Source organism: Agrococcus sp. Marseille-Q4369 (genome assembly GCF_018308945.1).
Taxonomy (GTDB): Bacteria; Actinomycetota; Actinomycetes; order Actinomycetales; family Microbacteriaceae; genus Agrococcus.
This window is the reverse complement of the sequence record NZ_CP070501.1, coordinates 1,334,189-1,349,524: the sequence shown is the minus strand read 5'-3', so window position 1 is coordinate 1,349,524 and position 15,336 is coordinate 1,334,189. Positions and strand designations below refer to the sequence as shown.

At 72.3% G+C, this 15,336-nt stretch carries 15 protein-coding genes; 13 read left to right on the top strand and 2 right to left on the bottom strand.

Annotation, left to right across the window (positions count from 1 at the left end; all coding sequences use genetic code 11):
• Positions 1 to 26 precede the first annotated feature (26 nt).
• From JSQ78_RS06740 to JSQ78_RS06685, 12 genes are all read left to right on the top strand, one after another.
• Positions 27 to 893, top strand: coding sequence for a DUF4097 family beta strand repeat-containing protein (locus JSQ78_RS06740; RefSeq protein WP_211450396.1), 867 nt, complete (start codon positions 27 to 29; stop codon positions 891 to 893).
• Entirely contained in the window at positions 890 to 1,654 is a 765-nt protein-coding gene (locus JSQ78_RS14115; RefSeq protein WP_211450395.1) for a helix-turn-helix transcriptional regulator, read from the top strand. The genes JSQ78_RS06740 and JSQ78_RS14115 overlap by 4 nt, the downstream gene beginning before the upstream one ends.
• Before the next feature lie 73 nt (positions 1,655 to 1,727).
• Entirely contained in the window at positions 1,728 to 2,813 is a 1,086-nt protein-coding gene (locus JSQ78_RS06730) for a GuaB3 family IMP dehydrogenase-related protein (protein ID WP_249296010.1), read from the top strand.
• A 36-nt stretch (positions 2,814 to 2,849) separates the two neighbouring features.
• The gene (locus JSQ78_RS06725) at positions 2,850 to 4,637 is read left to right on the top strand and encodes a glycerol-3-phosphate dehydrogenase/oxidase (protein WP_211450393.1); all 1,788 of its coding nucleotides are present in this window, start codon (positions 2,850 to 2,852) and stop codon (positions 4,635 to 4,637) included.
• A 52-nt stretch (positions 4,638 to 4,689) separates the two neighbouring features.
• Complete coding sequence (locus JSQ78_RS06720) at positions 4,690 to 5,517, top strand: SURF1 family protein (RefSeq protein WP_211450392.1); 828 nt, start codon at positions 4,690 to 4,692, stop codon at positions 5,515 to 5,517.
• 10 nt (positions 5,518 to 5,527) lie between these two features.
• The gene (locus tag JSQ78_RS06715; RefSeq protein ID WP_249295961.1) at positions 5,528 to 6,055 is read left to right on the top strand and encodes a DUF3817 domain-containing protein; all 528 of its coding nucleotides are present in this window, start codon (positions 5,528 to 5,530) and stop codon (positions 6,053 to 6,055) included.
• A complete protein-coding gene (gene guaA / locus JSQ78_RS06710) occupies positions 6,055 to 7,626 on the top strand; it encodes a glutamine-hydrolyzing GMP synthase (protein WP_211450390.1) in 1,572 nt (523 codons plus the stop codon). The genes JSQ78_RS06715 and guaA overlap by 1 nt, the downstream gene beginning before the upstream one ends.
• Positions 7,627 to 7,816: 190 nt before the next feature.
• Positions 7,817 to 8,521, top strand: coding sequence for a hypothetical protein (locus JSQ78_RS06705; protein ID WP_211450389.1), 705 nt, complete (start codon positions 7,817 to 7,819; stop codon positions 8,519 to 8,521).
• A 387-nt stretch (positions 8,522 to 8,908) separates the two neighbouring features.
• Positions 8,909 to 10,201, top strand: coding sequence for a SufS family cysteine desulfurase (locus tag JSQ78_RS06700; protein ID WP_249295959.1), 1,293 nt, complete (start codon positions 8,909 to 8,911; stop codon positions 10,199 to 10,201).
• Positions 10,198 to 10,656: a Fe-S cluster assembly sulfur transfer protein SufU gene (gene sufU, locus JSQ78_RS06695; protein WP_211450388.1), complete on the top strand. Its 459-nt coding sequence runs from the start codon at positions 10,198 to 10,200 to the stop codon at positions 10,654 to 10,656. The genes JSQ78_RS06700 and sufU overlap by 4 nt, the downstream gene beginning before the upstream one ends.
• 82 nt (positions 10,657 to 10,738) lie before the next feature.
• Entirely contained in the window at positions 10,739 to 11,725 is a 987-nt protein-coding gene (locus JSQ78_RS06690; protein WP_211450387.1) for a bile acid:sodium symporter family protein, read from the top strand.
• A 77-nt stretch (positions 11,726 to 11,802) separates the two neighbouring features.
• Positions 11,803 to 12,201 carry a VOC family protein gene (locus JSQ78_RS06685; protein ID WP_211450386.1) on the top strand — a complete coding sequence of 133 codons (399 nt, stop codon included), beginning with the start codon at positions 11,803 to 11,805 and terminating at the stop codon, positions 12,199 to 12,201.
• A gap of 48 nt (positions 12,202 to 12,249) precedes the next feature.
• Here the strand turns inward: JSQ78_RS06685 and JSQ78_RS06680 are convergent, their stop codons facing one another.
• On the bottom strand, positions 12,250 to 13,032 hold the full coding sequence (locus JSQ78_RS06680) for an acetoin reductase (RefSeq protein WP_211450385.1): 783 nt from the start codon (positions 13,030 to 13,032) through the stop codon (positions 12,250 to 12,252).
• Positions 13,033 to 13,184: 152 nt separating this feature from the next.
• Entirely contained in the window at positions 13,185 to 14,180 is a 996-nt protein-coding gene (locus JSQ78_RS06675) for a Bax inhibitor-1/YccA family protein (protein ID WP_211450384.1), read from the bottom strand.
• A 106-nt stretch (positions 14,181 to 14,286) separates the two neighbouring features.
• Between JSQ78_RS06675 and JSQ78_RS06670 the strand changes: the two genes are divergently transcribed.
• Positions 14,287 to 15,282 (top strand): glycerophosphodiester phosphodiesterase family protein, encoded by a 996-nt coding sequence (locus JSQ78_RS06670; protein WP_211450383.1) that lies wholly within the window; start codon positions 14,287 to 14,289, stop codon positions 15,280 to 15,282.
• The last annotated feature ends 54 nt before the right edge of the window (positions 15,283 to 15,336 follow it).

Genomic DNA, 15,336 nt, shown 5'->3' with positions numbered 1-15,336 from the left:
TCTCTGACCAGGCGAAGGAGCCTCAGATGGACGAGCAGTTCGAGAGCGGCGACACCAGGCCCCGCAGCCCATCCGGTGCATCGGCGTCCGGTGCCGACCGGATCGTGGAGGAGTGGGTCGTGCGCGAGGGCGAGAGCCGCGTCATCGACCTCGACGAGGTGCGGGCGCTGCGCGTCGGCATCGTCGGCGGCAGCGTCGACATCGTCGCGCACGACGAGCCGACTGCCCGCGTCGAGGTGCACCGCGTCGAGGGGCGCGACCTCACGGTCAAGCTCGAGCACGGCCGGCTGTCGATCGCGCACCCGCGCGTGAGCTGGGACGACGTGTGGCAGTCGGTCAAAGCGCTCGTGGGCGTGCGCGCCAAGGTCGAGCTCTCGATCCTCGTGCCCCGCGACGCAACCCTCTCGCTCGGCCAGGTGAGCGCATCCGCCCTCGTCTCGGGCCTCCGCTCGACCGCGACCCTCAGCACCGTCTCCGGGCAGCTGCAGGTCGAGTCGCACGAGGGCGAGCTCGAGCTCAACACCGTCTCGGGCGACATCGAGGTCTCGGGCGGCAGCGGCCGGCTGTCGGTCAACGGCGTCTCGGCGGATGTCACGGCGAGCGGTGCGCTCGAGGAGGTGGGCGTCGACACCGTGAACGGCGACGTGCTGCTCGACGTGCACGGCTCGCCGCGCTCGATCTCGGTCAACACCGTCTCGGCCGACGTGACGCTGCGCCTCGACGCGGGCCAGGGCGTGCGGGTGACGACGCGCACTGTCTCGGGCGCCGGCTCGATCGCCGGGCACTCGCTCCCGCGCCGCGGCGGCACCGAGACGCTCGACGGCTCGAACCTCTTCGGCTTCACCGCGAACACCGTCTCGGGCGACGTCACGGTCGTGCGGAGGGACGCGTGAGCCCGGCGGTGTTCGGCCACGGCGCGCTGCGGCTCTACCTGCTGAGCCTGCTCTCCGAGGCGCCGCGGCACGGCTACGAGCTCATGCAGGCGCTCGAGCAGCGCTTCGGCGGCACCTACTCGCCCTCCGCCGGCACGATCTACCCGCGGCTCGCGAAGCTCGAGGAGGAGGGGCTGCTGACGAAGACCGTCGACGGCCGCAAGACCACCTACTCGATCACCGACGCCGGCCGCGCCGAGCTCGGCGCGCGTGAGGCCGAGCTGCGCGACCTCGAGCGCGAGATCACGGATTCGGTGCGGCGGATGGCCTCCGACGTCCGGGCGGGCGTGAAGAGCGCGATGCAGGCCCTCCGTGCCGACCTCGCGGCGGCCGAGCGCGACGCGCGGAGCGCCGCGCACGCGCCGCGACCGAGCGCGCCGCACGGGCCCGACGCATCCGCACCCGGGTTTGACGCCCCGCCGGCGCCCGAGGCGCCCCACGTGCCCGCGCCGCCGGACGCGCCCGAGGAGCACGTCTCGAACCCGTGGCGCACGCCGAAGCCCGAGTCCGATGGGCGGGCGGATGCGTCGCACCCGGCCGAGCGGGCTGCGGCCCGCATGGCGGTGCACGACGTCGACCTCGCGCTCGGCGAGTTCCGCCAGCAGGTGCGCGCGGCCGTGCGCGCCGACCGCGGCGAGCGCATGACGGCCGAGCGCGCGGCGACGGTGCGGCGCGAGCTCGAGGCGGCACTGCTGCGCATCCAGAGCGAGCTCGGGGGCTGAGCGTCGCTCGGCGACCCCGGGATAGGCTGGGGGCGTGACGGAGATCGAGATCGGCCGCAGCAAGCGCGCCCGCATGGGCTTCGGCTTCGACGACATCAGCATCGTGCCGTCGCGCCGCACGCGCGACAGCGACCTCGTCTCGCTCCAGTGGCAGATCGACGCGTTCCGCTTCGAGATCCCCGTGCTCGGCGCGCCGACCGACTCGGTCATGAGCCCCGCGACGGCGATCGCGCTCGGCCGCGCCGGCGGCCTCGGCGTGCTCAACCTCGAGGGCGTGTGGACGCGCTACGAGGACCCCGAGCCGCTGCTCGCCGAGATCGCGGGCCTGCCGGCCGACCTCGCGACGAGCCGCATGCGCGAGATCTACGCCGAGCCGATCAAGCCCGAGCTCATCCGCGACCGCATCGCGCAGATCCGCGACGCGGGCGTCGTCGTTGCGGGCAGCCTGAGCCCGCAAGCCGTGCAGCAGCACTACGAGGCCGTGCTCGCGGCGGGCGTCGAGCTCATGGTCATCCGCGGCGCGACCGTCTCGGCCGAGCACGTCTCGGCCGACGCCGGCGCGCCCCTCAACCTCAAGCGCTTCATCTACGAGCTCGACGTGCCGGTCGTGGTCGGCGGCGTCGTCACCTACACGGCCGCGCTGCACCTCATGCGCACCGGGGCCGCGGGCGTGCTGGTCGGCTTCGGCGGCGGGGCCGCGTCGACGAGCGAGCGCGTGCTCGGCGTCGCCGCGCCCATGGCGACCGCGGTGAGCGACGTCGCCGCCGCGCGCCGCGACTACCTCGACGAGTCGGGCGGCCGCTACGTGCACGTCATCGCCGACGGCTCGCTCGGCACCTCCGGGCAGATCGTCAAGGCGCTCGCGTGCGGCGCCGACGCCGTCGTGCTCGGCACCGCGCTCGCGCGGGCGACGGATGCGCCGGGTCGCGGCTGGCACTGGGGCCCGGAGGCGCACAACCAGAAGCTGCCGCGCGGCAACCGCGTGCAGGTCGACCAGGTCGGCCCGCTCGACGTCGTGCTGAACGGGCCGTCGCCCGTCGCGGACGGCACAGCCAACATCATGGGCGCCCTCAGGAAGGCCATGTCGACCACCGGCTATAAGGATCTCAAGGAGTTCCAGCGGATCGACGTGGTGCTGGAGGCCAACCCGCAACGCTAACTGCGCCGCTCCGCGCGACGCGAACGAGGAGGATCCATGTCTGAGACCACCAACAGCGTGAGTCGGTCGAGGAAGCTCGGCCCCGAGGAGCGCGCCGCTGCGATCGCCTCGATGCGGGAGCGCGAGCTCGACGTGCTCGTCATCGGCGGCGGCATCGTCGGCACCGGAGCGGCGCTCGACGCCGTCACGCGCGGCCTGCGCGTCGGCCTCATCGAGGCGCGCGACTTCGCCTCCGGAACTTCAAGCCGCTCGTCGAAGCTCATCCACGGCGGCATCCGCTACCTCGAGCAGCTGAACTTCGGGCTCGTGCGCGAGGCCCTCATCGAGCGCGGGCTGCTGCTGCAGCGCATCGCGCCGCACCTCGCGAAGCCGGTGCGCTTCCTCTACCCGCTCGAGACGCCGCTCATCGAGCGCGCCTACATCGGCGCGGGCATGGCGCTCTACGACGTCTTCAGCTACACGGGCTTCATGAAGCCGGGCGTGCCGCTGCACCGCCACCTGACGAAGAAGCAGGTGCTCAAGAAGATCCCGTCGCTCGACCCGAACGCGTTCGTCGGCGGGCTCACCTACTACGACGCCCAGGTCGACGACGCGCGCTATGTCGCCGAGCTCGCGCGCACCGCATCCTTCTACGGCGCCCACGTCGCGAGCCGCGTGCGCGCGGAGGGCTTCCTCAAGGTGGGGGAGCGGGTGGTCGGCGTGCAGGCGCACGACTACGAGACGGGCGAGCAGTTCGAGATCCGCGCGAAGCAGGTCGTGAACGCGACCGGCGTGTGGACGGGCGAGACGCAGGCGATGGTGGGCGAGCGCGGCGAGTTCAAGGTGCGCGCGTCGAAGGGCGTGCACCTCGTCGTGCCGCGCGACCGCTTCCACTCCGAGATGGGCCTGCTGCTGCGCACCCCGAAGAGCGTGCTGTTCGTCATCCCGTGGGGTCGGCACTGGATCATCGGTACGACCGACACCGACTGGAACCTCGACAAGGCGCACCCCGCGGCCACCGCGGCCGACATCGACTACATCCTCGACAACGTCAACAAGGTGCTCGCGACGAAGCTCACGCGCGCCGACGTCGAGGGCGTCTACGCGGGCCTGCGGCCGTTGCTCGCGGCCGGCGGCGACGGCACCTCGACGGCGAACATCTCGCGCGAGCACTACGTCTCGCACACCGTGCCGGGCCTCGTGCTCATCGCGGGCGGGAAGTGGACGACCTACCGCGTGATGGCGAAGGACGCGATCGACGAGGCCGTGAGCGCGATGGACGGCAAGGTGCCCGAGTCGTGCACCGAGCAGATCCCGCTGCTCGGCGCGACCGGCTACCGCGCCGCGTGGAACAAGCGCGCGAAGATCGCGCGCGCCTTCGGCGTCCACAAGCACCGCGTCGAGCACCTGCTGAACCGCTACGGCGTGCTGACCGACGAGATCCTCGACATGATCCGCAAGGACCCGTCGCTGCTCGAGCCGCTGCCCGGCGCCGACGACTACATCGGCGCGGAGGTGCGCTACGCGTGCACCCACGAGGGCGCGCTGCACCTCGACGACGTGCTCGCACGCCGCACCCGCATCTCGATCGAGTCGTGGGACCGCGGCGTCTCGGCGGCGCCCGTCGCCGCGCGGATCATGGCGGATGCGCTCGGCTGGGACGACGCGCGCGTCGAGAAGGAGATCAACACCTACAACAAGCGCGTCGCCGCGGAGATCGCGAGCCAGGAGCTGCCCGACGACGAGTCGGCCGACCGGGCGCGCACGGAGGCGCCCGAGATCGTGCCGCTCAGCGCGCTCCCGACCGCCGACACGGTCGGCACTCGGCCGCAGCCCGCGGCCTGACGGCCGCGAGCGGGGAGGGACGCTCGCGGCGCGCCGGTAGACTGGGCGCGCCGTGAGCACCCCTCTCCCCACCTTCTCCGACGTCGCCAAGCGACCGCGGTGGATCGGCGTGCTCGTGCTGTGCATCGTCGTCGCCGGCGTCTTCGCCCTGCTCGGGCAGTGGCAGATCGAGCGGGCCGTCGAGCAGGGCCAGGCCGACGAGCGCGACACCGAGACGGCGGTGCCGCTCGTGCAGGTCGCCGAGCCCGGCTCGACCCTCACGAGCGAGGCGGGCGGCCGGATGGTCGCCTTCTCGGGCACCTGGACCGACGACTTCGACACCCTCGTCGGTCGCGACCAGCACGGCGACCAGGGCAGCTGGGTGATCGGTCGCGCGCTCGTCGAGCAGCCGACGGGCGGCACCGCGTCGCTCGCCGTCGCGCTCTCGTGGCTGCCCGATCCCGCCGCCGCGGAGGTGCTCGCCGACTCGCTCAGCGCGGGGGAGACCGGGGAGCTCGTCGGCCGGCTCATGCCTCCCGAGGCGCCCACGATGGGCGACGTGCAGGGCGGCACGCGCGAGGCGATGAGCGTCGCCGAGCTCGTCAACGAGTGGGACGACTACGACGGCACTGCCTACGGGTCGTACGCGATCCTCGACGAGCCGTCGGCAGCCGCATCCGGCGCCCTCGTCGAGCGCGCAGAGCCGATCGTCTCGGTGCGCCCCGAGGTCGACGCGCAGCTCAACTGGCTCAACGTCTTCTACGCGATCGAGTGGGTCGCCTTCATGCTCTTCGCCTTCTACCTCTGGTACCGGCTCGTGAAGGATGCGCTCGAGCGCGAGATCGAGGACATCGAGGATGCAGAGGCTGCGGCCGCCGAAGCGGCCGGGCCGCGCCGATAGGCTGGTATCCGTGCCCCGCCCCATCGAACAGCTGCCGCAGATCCGCTCCGCCATCCGCTTCTACCGCGTGATGTCGTGGGTGACGGGCCTGTTCCTGTTGCTGCTCGTCGCCGAGATGGTGCTGAAGTACTCGCCCACGCACGTCGAGGTCTTCACCGGCGGCGCGGGCGGGCTGCTCTCTCTGCAGCGCGTCGTGCCCGGCGACGGCTGTCAGTGGTACTCGCTGTTCGTGCCCGGCGGCATGGGCTGCGAGATCTCCTCGCTCGGCGACGGCTTCAACGTCTCGCTCGCGATCCTGATCGTGCACGGCTGGATCTACGTCGTCTACCTGCTCGCGTGCTTCCGCCTCTGGAGCCTGCTGCGCTGGCCGTTCAAGCGCCTGCTCGCGATGGCCGCCGGCGGGGTCGTGCCCTTCCTCTCCTTCTTCGTCGAGCGCCGCATGCACGACGTCGCGGTCTCCGACGTGACTCGCCTCGAGGCCGAGCGGGCCGCAAGGGACGCCGCCGCTCCCGCCCCTGCAACCCCTTCGGAGGCTTGATGTCCGACACCGCTCAGCGGCCCGTGCTCGTGATCGACTTCGGCGCCCAGTACGCGCAGCTCATCGCGCGCCGCGTGCGCGAGGCCGACGTCTACAGCGAGATCGTGCCCTCGACGATCACCGCCGAGGAGGTGCGCGCGAAGGACCCCGCCGCGATCGTGCTCTCCGGCGGCCCCTCGAGCGTCTACGAGGAGGGCGCCCCGCGCCTCGACGAGCAGATCCTCGAGCTCGGGGTGCCGACGTTCGGCATCTGCTACGGCTTCCAGGTGATGGCCGCGCAGCTCGGCGGCAAGGTCGCGAAGACCAGCAACCGCGAGTACGGCTCGACGAGCGTGCGCGTCGATGGCGGCGGCACGCTGCTGAACGGTCAGCCCGACGCGCAGACGGTGTGGATGAGTCACGGCGACTCGGTCGCGGAGGCGCCCGAGGGCTTCACCGTGCTCGCGTCGACCGCCGACACCCCCGTCGCGGCGTTCGAGGACCGCGAGCGGAAGATGGCCGGCGTGCAGTGGCACCCGGAGGTCAAGCACTCCGAGCACGGGCAGCGCGTGCTCTCGTCGTTCCTGCACGAGATCGCGGGGCTGCCGGGCGACTGGCAGACCGGCAACGTCATCGACGAGCAGGTCGCGCGCATCCGCGAGCAGGTCGGCTCCGACAAGGTGCTGTGCGCGCTCTCGGGCGGGGTCGACTCCGCCGTCGCCGCGGCGCTCGTGCACAAGGCCGTCGGCGACCAGCTCGTGTGCGTCTTCGTCGACCACGGCCTGCTGCGCCAGGACGAGCGGCGCCAGGTCGAGGAGGACTACGTCGCCTCGACCGGAGTGCGGCTCGTGACGGTGGATGCGCGGGAGCGGTTCCTCTCGGCGCTCAAGGGCGTCACCGACCCGGAGCAGAAGCGCAAGATCATCGGGCGCGAGTTCATCCGCGTCTTCGAGCAGGCCGAGCGCGACCTCGCCGCCGAGGCCGCGAGCGAGGGCGAGCCCATCCGCTGGCTCGTGCAGGGCACGCTCTACCCCGACGTCGTCGAGTCGGGCGGCGGCACGGGCGCCGCGAACATCAAGAGCCACCACAACGTCGGCGGCCTGCCCGACGACCTGCAGTTCCGGCTCATCGAGCCGCTGCGCGCGCTGTTCAAGGACGAGGTGCGGGCGATCGGCCGCGAGCTCGGCCTGCCCGAGGCGATCGTCGGCCGCCAGCCCTTCCCCGGCCCCGGCCTCGGCATCCGCATCATCGGCGAGGTCACGCAGGAACGGCTCGACACCCTGCGCCGCGCGGACGCGATCGCGCGCGCCGAGCTCACGGCAGCGGGCCTCGACCAGGAGATCTGGCAGTGCCCCGTCGTGCTGCTCGCCGACGTGCGCTCGGTGGGCGTGCAGGGCGACGGCCGCACCTACGGCCACCCGATCGTGCTGCGCCCCGTCTCCTCCGAGGACGCGATGACCGCCGACTGGACGCGACTGCCGTACGACGTGCTCGCCCGCATCTCGAACCGCATCACGAACGAGGTACCGGAAGTCAACCGGGTCGTGCTCGATGTGACGTCGAAGCCGCCGGGCACCATCGAATGGGAGTAGGAGCAGGGTGAGCGCGTCGTGCACGCCGCTCCTCAGCTCAGACAATGAAGCGCTCCGGACGCCCCGACGGGGCGTCCGGACCTCTTCATAACTCGCACCCCGCGGCGTGCACGACGCGCTCGCTGGTGGAGGTAGGCAGCCGGGGAGCGGGTGCTGGGCGCGGCTCGGTGCTGGGGAGGAGGATGAGCGCATGGGGGAGCCGAGGGGGCGGGACGTGGCGGCCCGGGTCGTCGCGCTCTGGACGCTCGCCATCGGCTTCGGCGCGAGCGTGCTCGTCGGGCTGTCGCCCACCAGCTGGCTGCTCGCGAGGCTCCGCTACGGCTGCGCGTTCGTGACCGAGGAGTGGGTGTGCGACGGCAACGCTGCCCTCCTCGCGGCCGGTGCCAGCAGCCTCGTGCTGTCGAGCCTCGCCCTCGGCGGCATCGCCCTCATCGTGCGCGCCACGTGGGATCGCGTGCGGCTGCGCGCCGAGCGCTTCGGCTGGATCGCCCTCATCGCCGTGCTGCCGACGATCGTCCTCTGCGGTCTGCTGCTGCTCGACGCCGCGACGCACGAGCCGGCCGACGTGGCCATCGACGACAGCCGCCTCGCGATGTGGATCGAGAGCGCGATGATCCCGGCACTCGCGACGGCGGTCGCCGGCGTGCTCGCCGGCTCCGGGCTGCGGATGCGCGCCCGCGGCCGACCGCGTCGGGTCGCCTTCGTCACGATCGTGCCGGCGTTCGTCCTTCTGCTGGTCGCCGCCGTCATCTCGTTCCTCGGCACGCTGCCGACCGGGATCGTCGCCGCCTCCGCGATCGGCGCCGGCTGGTACCTCGCGGCGGCCGCGTGGCCCGGCGCTGCCAAGCAGACCGTCGGCGATGTCGATCCAGGCCATTCCCGTTCGACGTCCTGAGTGAGAGGGTCGAGACCGACCCACCGCGACGAGGAGTGGACCATGCAGCACATGCTCATCATGCGCGCGAACGAAGAAGCGGTGCGGGGCAGCTCGTCGGGCCGGCCTCGGCCATCGCGCGGAGCTGCTGGCGGCATCGAGCTGCCGAGTCGCCGCGGCGACGCCGTCGCGCAGCTCCACCGGCGGCAGCGAGCTGCGGGCCCCACGCGCGACTGTCGTCGCCCGCGCCGTGGGCGAGCACGAGCGGCGGCTGGGCGCCGACCCGCTCGAACGCGATCTCGACGGCACCTGCGCGGAGCGTCTCCACGGTCGCCACGCTACGCCGCGGAGCGTCGGGCTGACAGTCGCGCATATGGGGCCGACAGGGTGGGCTACTACCCTGGGTGGGTGACGACGACGAGTGCCGAGGCGACCTTGAGCGAGGAGCGGATCGCGCTGCTGCGCGCCGACTTCCCGATCCTCGCGGAGCAGCCCGCCGGCGTGCCGCTCGTCTACCTCGACTCCGGCGCGACGAGCCAGCAGCCGCGGCAGGTGCTCGAGGCCGAGTGGGCGTTCCGCACCCAGCGGAACGCCGCAGTGCACCGCGGCGCGCACACCCTCGCGGCGCTCGCGACCGACGACTACGAGCTCGCGCGCGAGCGCATCGCGCGCTTCGTCGGTGCGAAGCCGACCGAGATCTCGTGGGCGATGAACGCGACGGATGCGCTCAACACCGTCGCGCTCTCGCTCGCCGAGGCCAACCGGGCCGGCGCGACCGACCCGGCCCTCCGCATCCGCGAGGGGGACGAGATCCTCGTCACCGAGGCGGAGCACCACGCGAACCTGCTGCCGTGGCAGCGCCTCGCCGACGAGACCGGCGCGACGCTGCGCTGGATCGAGGCCGACGATGACGGCGTCTGGACGCTCGACGACGCGCTCGCGAGCATCACCGAGCGCACGCGGCTCGTCGCGATCGCCCACGTCTCGAACGTCACGGGCCTCATCGCCCCCGTCGAGGCGGTCGCCCGGGCCGCCCACGCGGTCGGCGCGCTCGTCGTGCTCGACGCGTGCCAGTCGGTGCCGCACCGGCCCGTCGACCTCCGCTCGCTCGGCGTCGACGCGGCGGCGTTCTCGAGCCACAAGATGCTCGGCCCCGGCGGTGTCGGCGTGCTCTACCTGACGGCGCAGCTGGGCGCCGCGCTGCCGCCCGCGCGCGTGGGCGGCTCGATGATCACGACGGTCACGATGACCGAGCGCGACTACCTCCCCGCGCCGCAGCGATTCGAGGCGGGCACGCAGCCGGTCGGCGCGATCGTCGGCCTGGCCGCCGCGGTCGACTACCTCGAGGCGGTCGGGATGCGCGCGATCGAGCGGCACGAGGTCGCGCTCGGCGAGCGGCTCGCCGCCGGTGCCGCCTCGATCGACGGCGTCCGGCTCGTCGGTCCGCGCCCCGGCAGCGAGCGCGCCGGCCTCGCGAGCGTCATCGTCGACGGCGTGCACGCGCACGACGTCGGCCAGGTGCTCGACGCCGCCGGCATCGCCGCGCGCGTCGGCCACCACTGCGCCCAGCCCCTCCACCGCCGCCTCGGCGTCGCCGCGACGACCCGCGCATCCACGTACCTCACGACGACCGAGGCCGAGGTCGACCGCTTCCTCGACGTGCTCTCGAGCGTGCGCTCCTACTTCGGGGCCGGCCGATGAGCGGGCAGGCGCCGCGCGACCCGCTCGCCGGCCTCTACCAGGAGCTCATCCTCGAGCACGCGAAGCGCCGCTCGGGGGAGGGGCTCCTCGAGCCCGCCGATGCCGAGCGCTTCCTCCGGAACCCCACGTGCGGCGACGAGATCCGGCTGCGCGTGCGGCTCTCGGGGGACGCGGTGGATGCGGTCGGCTGGGAGGGGCAGGGATGCTCGATCTCGCAGGCCTCCGCCTCCGTGCTCGCGGAGGACGTGCCCGGCCTGACGGCCGCCGATGCGCGGTCGCGCGTCGAGGCGCTCCGCGAGCTGCTGCGCTCGCGCGGCTCGATCGAGCCCGACGAGGCACTGCTCGGCGATGCCGTCGCCTTCGCCGGCGTCGCGAAGTTCCCGATGCGGGTGAAGTGCGCGATGCTCGCGTGGGTCGCGCTCGAGGAGGCGCTCGACGAGCTCGACGCCCGCTGAGCGGCGCGACACCGGGCGTCACAGGGCGCGGCCCGGCATGCCGGCCGTGATGGGATGAAGGCATTCCCTCAGGAGGTCTGATATGTCCAGCACCACGCCCGTCGGCGAGCGGATCGGCCGCGTCGCCGGCACCTGGTTCCCGCTCGTCGTGCTCGCCGCGGCGGCCGTCGCGATCGTCGTCCCGCAGGTGTTCCTGCCGATCGGGCCGTGGATCAACACGCTGCTCGGCATCATCATGCTGGGCATGGGCCTCACCCTGAAGCCGGTCGACTTCACCGTCATCGCGAAGAAGCCGAAGGCCTTCGTCGTCGGCGTGATCGCGCAGTACGTCATCATGCCGCTCGCGGCGATCGGCCTCGCGCTCGCCTTCCAGCTCCCGCCCGAGCTGCTCGTGGGCGTCGTGCTCGTCGGCTCCGCGCCGGGCGGCACAGCCTCGAACGTCATGGTCTACCTCGCGAAGGGCGACACGGCGCTCTCGGTCGCGATGACGACCGCGTCGACGCTGCTCGCGCCGGTGCTCACGCCGCTGCTCGTGCTGTGGCTCGCGGGCTCATACCTGCCGGTCGACGCGTGGGGCCTGTTCCAGTCGATCATCTTCATCGTGCTGCTGCCGGTGATCGCGGGCGTGCTGCTGCGCATCCTGCTGCCGAGGCTCGTGCAGGCGATCCTGCCTTGGCTGCCGCTCGTGTCGGTCACCGGCATCACGCTCGTCGTGCTCGCGGTCGTGGCCGGCTCCGCCGCCACGATCCTCTCGGTCGGCCTGCTCGTCGCCCTCGTCGTCATCCTGCACAACGGCGTCGGCTACGCGCTCGGCTTCCTCGCGGCCAAGGCCGTCGGGCTGGACGAGAGCGCCCGCCGAGCGGTCGCGATCGAGGTCGGCATGCAGAACTCGGGGCTCGCGGCCGGCCTCGCGCGCACGCACTTCTCGCCCGAGTCGGCGCTGCCCGCCGCGATCTTCTCCGTCTGGCACAACGTCTCGGGGTCGCTGCTCGCCTCGTTCTGGTCGCGCCGCCCGCCGAAGGACGACGCGCGCGTCGACGCGCCCGAGGACCAGCCCGTCGCGAGCTGACGGGATGCGGATGCGCCCCGTCGCCCTCCGTGGGCGGTGGGGCGTACGCTTCCCAGCACCGACCGAGAGGGGCTGCGATGGCGCTGCGCTGGTATTCGAACGTGATCGAGTCGACCGACCCGAGGAGGCTCGGCGCCTGGTGGCGCGAGGCGCTCGACTGGGAGGTCATCCACGACACCGACGACGAGGTGGTCGTCATCCCGAAGCAGGCGCGGGAGATCGGCGCGAAGCTGACCTTCCACCAGTTCCCGCCCGGGCTCGTGTTCGTGCGCGTGGATCACGAGAAGGCGACGAAGAACCGCCTGCACATGGACCTCGCACCGCACACGAGCGATGACCGGGACGCCGAGATCGCGCGGCTCGAGGCGCTCGGCGCCCGGCGCATCGACATCGGGCAGGGGCCGGACGTGCCGTGGACCGTGCTCGCCGACATCGACGGCAACGAGTTCTGCGTGCTCTCGAGTCGCGACATGTGACGCTCGCCGCGGAGCGCCGTGCATCGCGCCCCGCGGCGACCGAGCGGCTCAGCGGTAGACCATGCCGCCGTCGATGAGCGGCGTCTGCCCGGTCATGTAGTCGGAGTCCGGGCCCGCGAGGTACGACACGAAGCTCGCGACGTCCTCGGGCGTGGATGCGCGACCGAGGGTGATGCCCTCGACGTACTTCTTGTAGGTCGCGCCGATCTCGGCGCCCGTGAGCTCGGCGAAGCCGCGATCGATCTCCTCCCACATGCCGGTGCCGACGATGCCGGGGGAGTAGCCGTTCACCGTGATGCCGAGCGTCGCGAGCTCCTGCGCCGCCGCCTGCACGAGCGCGCGCACTGCGAACTTGCTCGACGAGTACAGGCCGAGCATCGGGAACGACTCGTGCGCGGCGATCGAGGTCGCCGCGATGATCTTGCCGCCGTGCCCGAGCTCTTCGAGCTTGGCGGCGGCCACCTGGATGCCGAACAGCACGCCCTTGACGTTGATGCCGAAGACGCGATCGAAGTCGTCCTCGGTGATCCCGCGCACCGGCGTGATGGGGCCCGCGATCCCGGCGTTGTTGACCATGATGTCGAAGCCGCCGAGCTCGTCCGCCGCGCGGTTCACAGCCGCCTCGAGGCTCGACTTGTCGGAGACGTCGCCGCCGATGGTGATCGCGCGCCGGCCGGCGGCCTCCACGAGCTCCTTCGTCTCATGCAGCGAGTCCTCTCGCAGATCCAGGAGCGCGACGTCGGCGCCGTCATGCGCCAGCCGCTTCGCGATCGCCTGCCCGATGCCCTGCGCCGCTCCGGTGACGAAGGCGACCTTGCTGTCGATGGCCATGATGTTCCTCCCGTGGTGTTGCGTGGATGTCCTCCGACGCTACGGCAGAGCCGGAGCCCGCGCATTGCGGCGATTGCCAGGCTCGGTCGGGACGGCGAGACGACGAAGGCCCCGGCATCTGCCGGGGCCTTCGTGCTGCTGCATGAAGCGCGCTAGTTGTTGCTGCGCAGGATCGCGAGGATCCGCAGGATCTCGACGTAGAGCCAGATGATCGTCATGACCAGGCCGAACGCCGCCGACCAGCCGTACTTCTTGTGCACGCCGCGCTTGACGCCCAGCTCGATGCCCTCGAAGTCCATCACGAGCGAGTACGCGCCGAGCAGCACGGCGAGGCCGCCGAGCAGCACCCCGAGCGGAATGCCGAAGACCTCCGCCGAGCGCATGCCCCACGGGTCCTGGTTGACGCCGGTGAGCATGAGCACGAAGTTCACGAGCGAGAACAGGCCGTAGCCGATGATCACGATGAAGAAGATCTTGTTGAGCCTGGGCGACGTGCGGAAGACGCGGAACGCGTAGCCGGCGAGTGTCACGCCGAACACGCACGCGGTCGCGAGCAGCGCCTGGAAGATCACGCCCGGCAGGTTCATGCCGAACTCCACCGTGGCCGAGAAGCCGCCGAGGAAGAGGCCCTGCGCGGCGGCGTAGGCGAGCACGAGCGCGGGGCTCGGCTCCTTCTTGAAGATGTTGACGAGCGCGAGCACGAAGCCGACGATCGCGCCGCCCCACGTGAGCGCGTAGAAGAGCGGCGTCGGCCCGGTGAGGAAGAGCATCCCCAGCGTGATGATGAAGCCGATCGCCGTGACGCCGAGCGTCAGCGCCGTCTTGGTGATGACACCGTCGTAGGTGAGCCGCTCGGTCTCGAGCGGGCCGGCCGAGGGCGCGTTGAACTGCTGGTTGAGCTGCTCGGGCGACGGGATCGGCTGCTGGCCGTACGGCGCGCCGTACTGCTGCTGGCCGTAGGGCGCGCCGCCGAACTGCTGCTGGCCGTACGGTGCCTGGCCGTAGGGCGCCTGGCCGTACGGTGCCTGGCGATAGGGGGCCTGGCCACCGGGGATGGCCTGGGCCGCGCGCTGCGAGTTCTCGGTGAACGCGGGCGAGTTGCGGAACGCGGGGTTGCCTGCCAAGGGTGTTGCTCCTGTCGACTGCATGCGGCCGCCTCCAAGGGCGGTCGCGCTCAGCGTAGCGAAACGAGCCAGGATTCCGCTGTGTCGCACGGCTCGTTCGCCGAAGGCAGACGGCGCATAGCCTGAGGGCATGCAGCCGACCGCGCTCATCGCCCACCGCGGCGCCTCCGGTTGGGCGCCCGAGCACACCGAGACGGCCGTCCGCCTGGCCGCCGAGCTCGGCGCCGATGCGGTCGAGCCCGACCTCGTCGCGACCCGCGATGGCGTGCTCGTCGTGCGGCACGACAACGAGTTGGGCGAGACGACCGACGTCGCCGCCCGACCGGAGTTCGCTGACCGCCGCCGCTCGCAGTCGATCGACGGCCACGAGCTCGAGGGCTGGTTCGTCGAGGACTTCACCTGGGCCGAGGTCGCGACGCTGCGCGCTCGCGAGCGGCTGCCGCAGCTGCGCCCCCTCGGAGCGCGGCTCGATGGCCGCGACCGGGTGCTGCGCTTCGACGAGCTGCTCGCGATCGCCGACGAGACCGGCGTCGGCGTCGTCGCCGAGCTCAAGCACGCCACCCACCACGCCGCGCTCGGCCTGCCGCTCGACGAGCTCGTGGCGGATGCGGTGCGCGGCACCCGCTGGCAGGCGCCGGGGGCGCTCGTGGTCGAGTCCTTCGAGGAGTCGGTGCTGCACGCCGTGCGGGAGCGCGGCGTCGAGGCGCGGCTCGTCTACCTCATGGACCACGACGGCACCGCGGCCGACCTCGTGGCAGGCGGCGACGCATCCGCCCAGACCTACGCCGAGCAGCGCGAGGACGCGGCGCTCGAGGCGCTCGCGAGCCGCGTCGACGCGATCAGCGTCGCGAAGTCGGTGCTCTTCGAGCGCGACGGCGACCGGCTCGGCACGAGCGACCTCGTCGAGCGGGCGCGCGATGCCGGCCTCGGCACGATCACCTGGACGCTCCGACCCGAGAACGCCTTCCTCGAGCCCGAGCACCGGCTCGGCCACCACGACGCGGCTTGGGGCGACTGGACGACCGAGTGGGGAATGCTCGCGGCGCTCGGGCTCGAGGCGGTCTTCGTCGACCACCCGGACCTCTGGCGCCGCCTCGCGCCGCCGGTCGCGCCCACGATCGGGTGACAGCAGGAGGGGCTGTTCCGCGCCGGTTCACGGCGCGTTCACCGGGCGGCACCG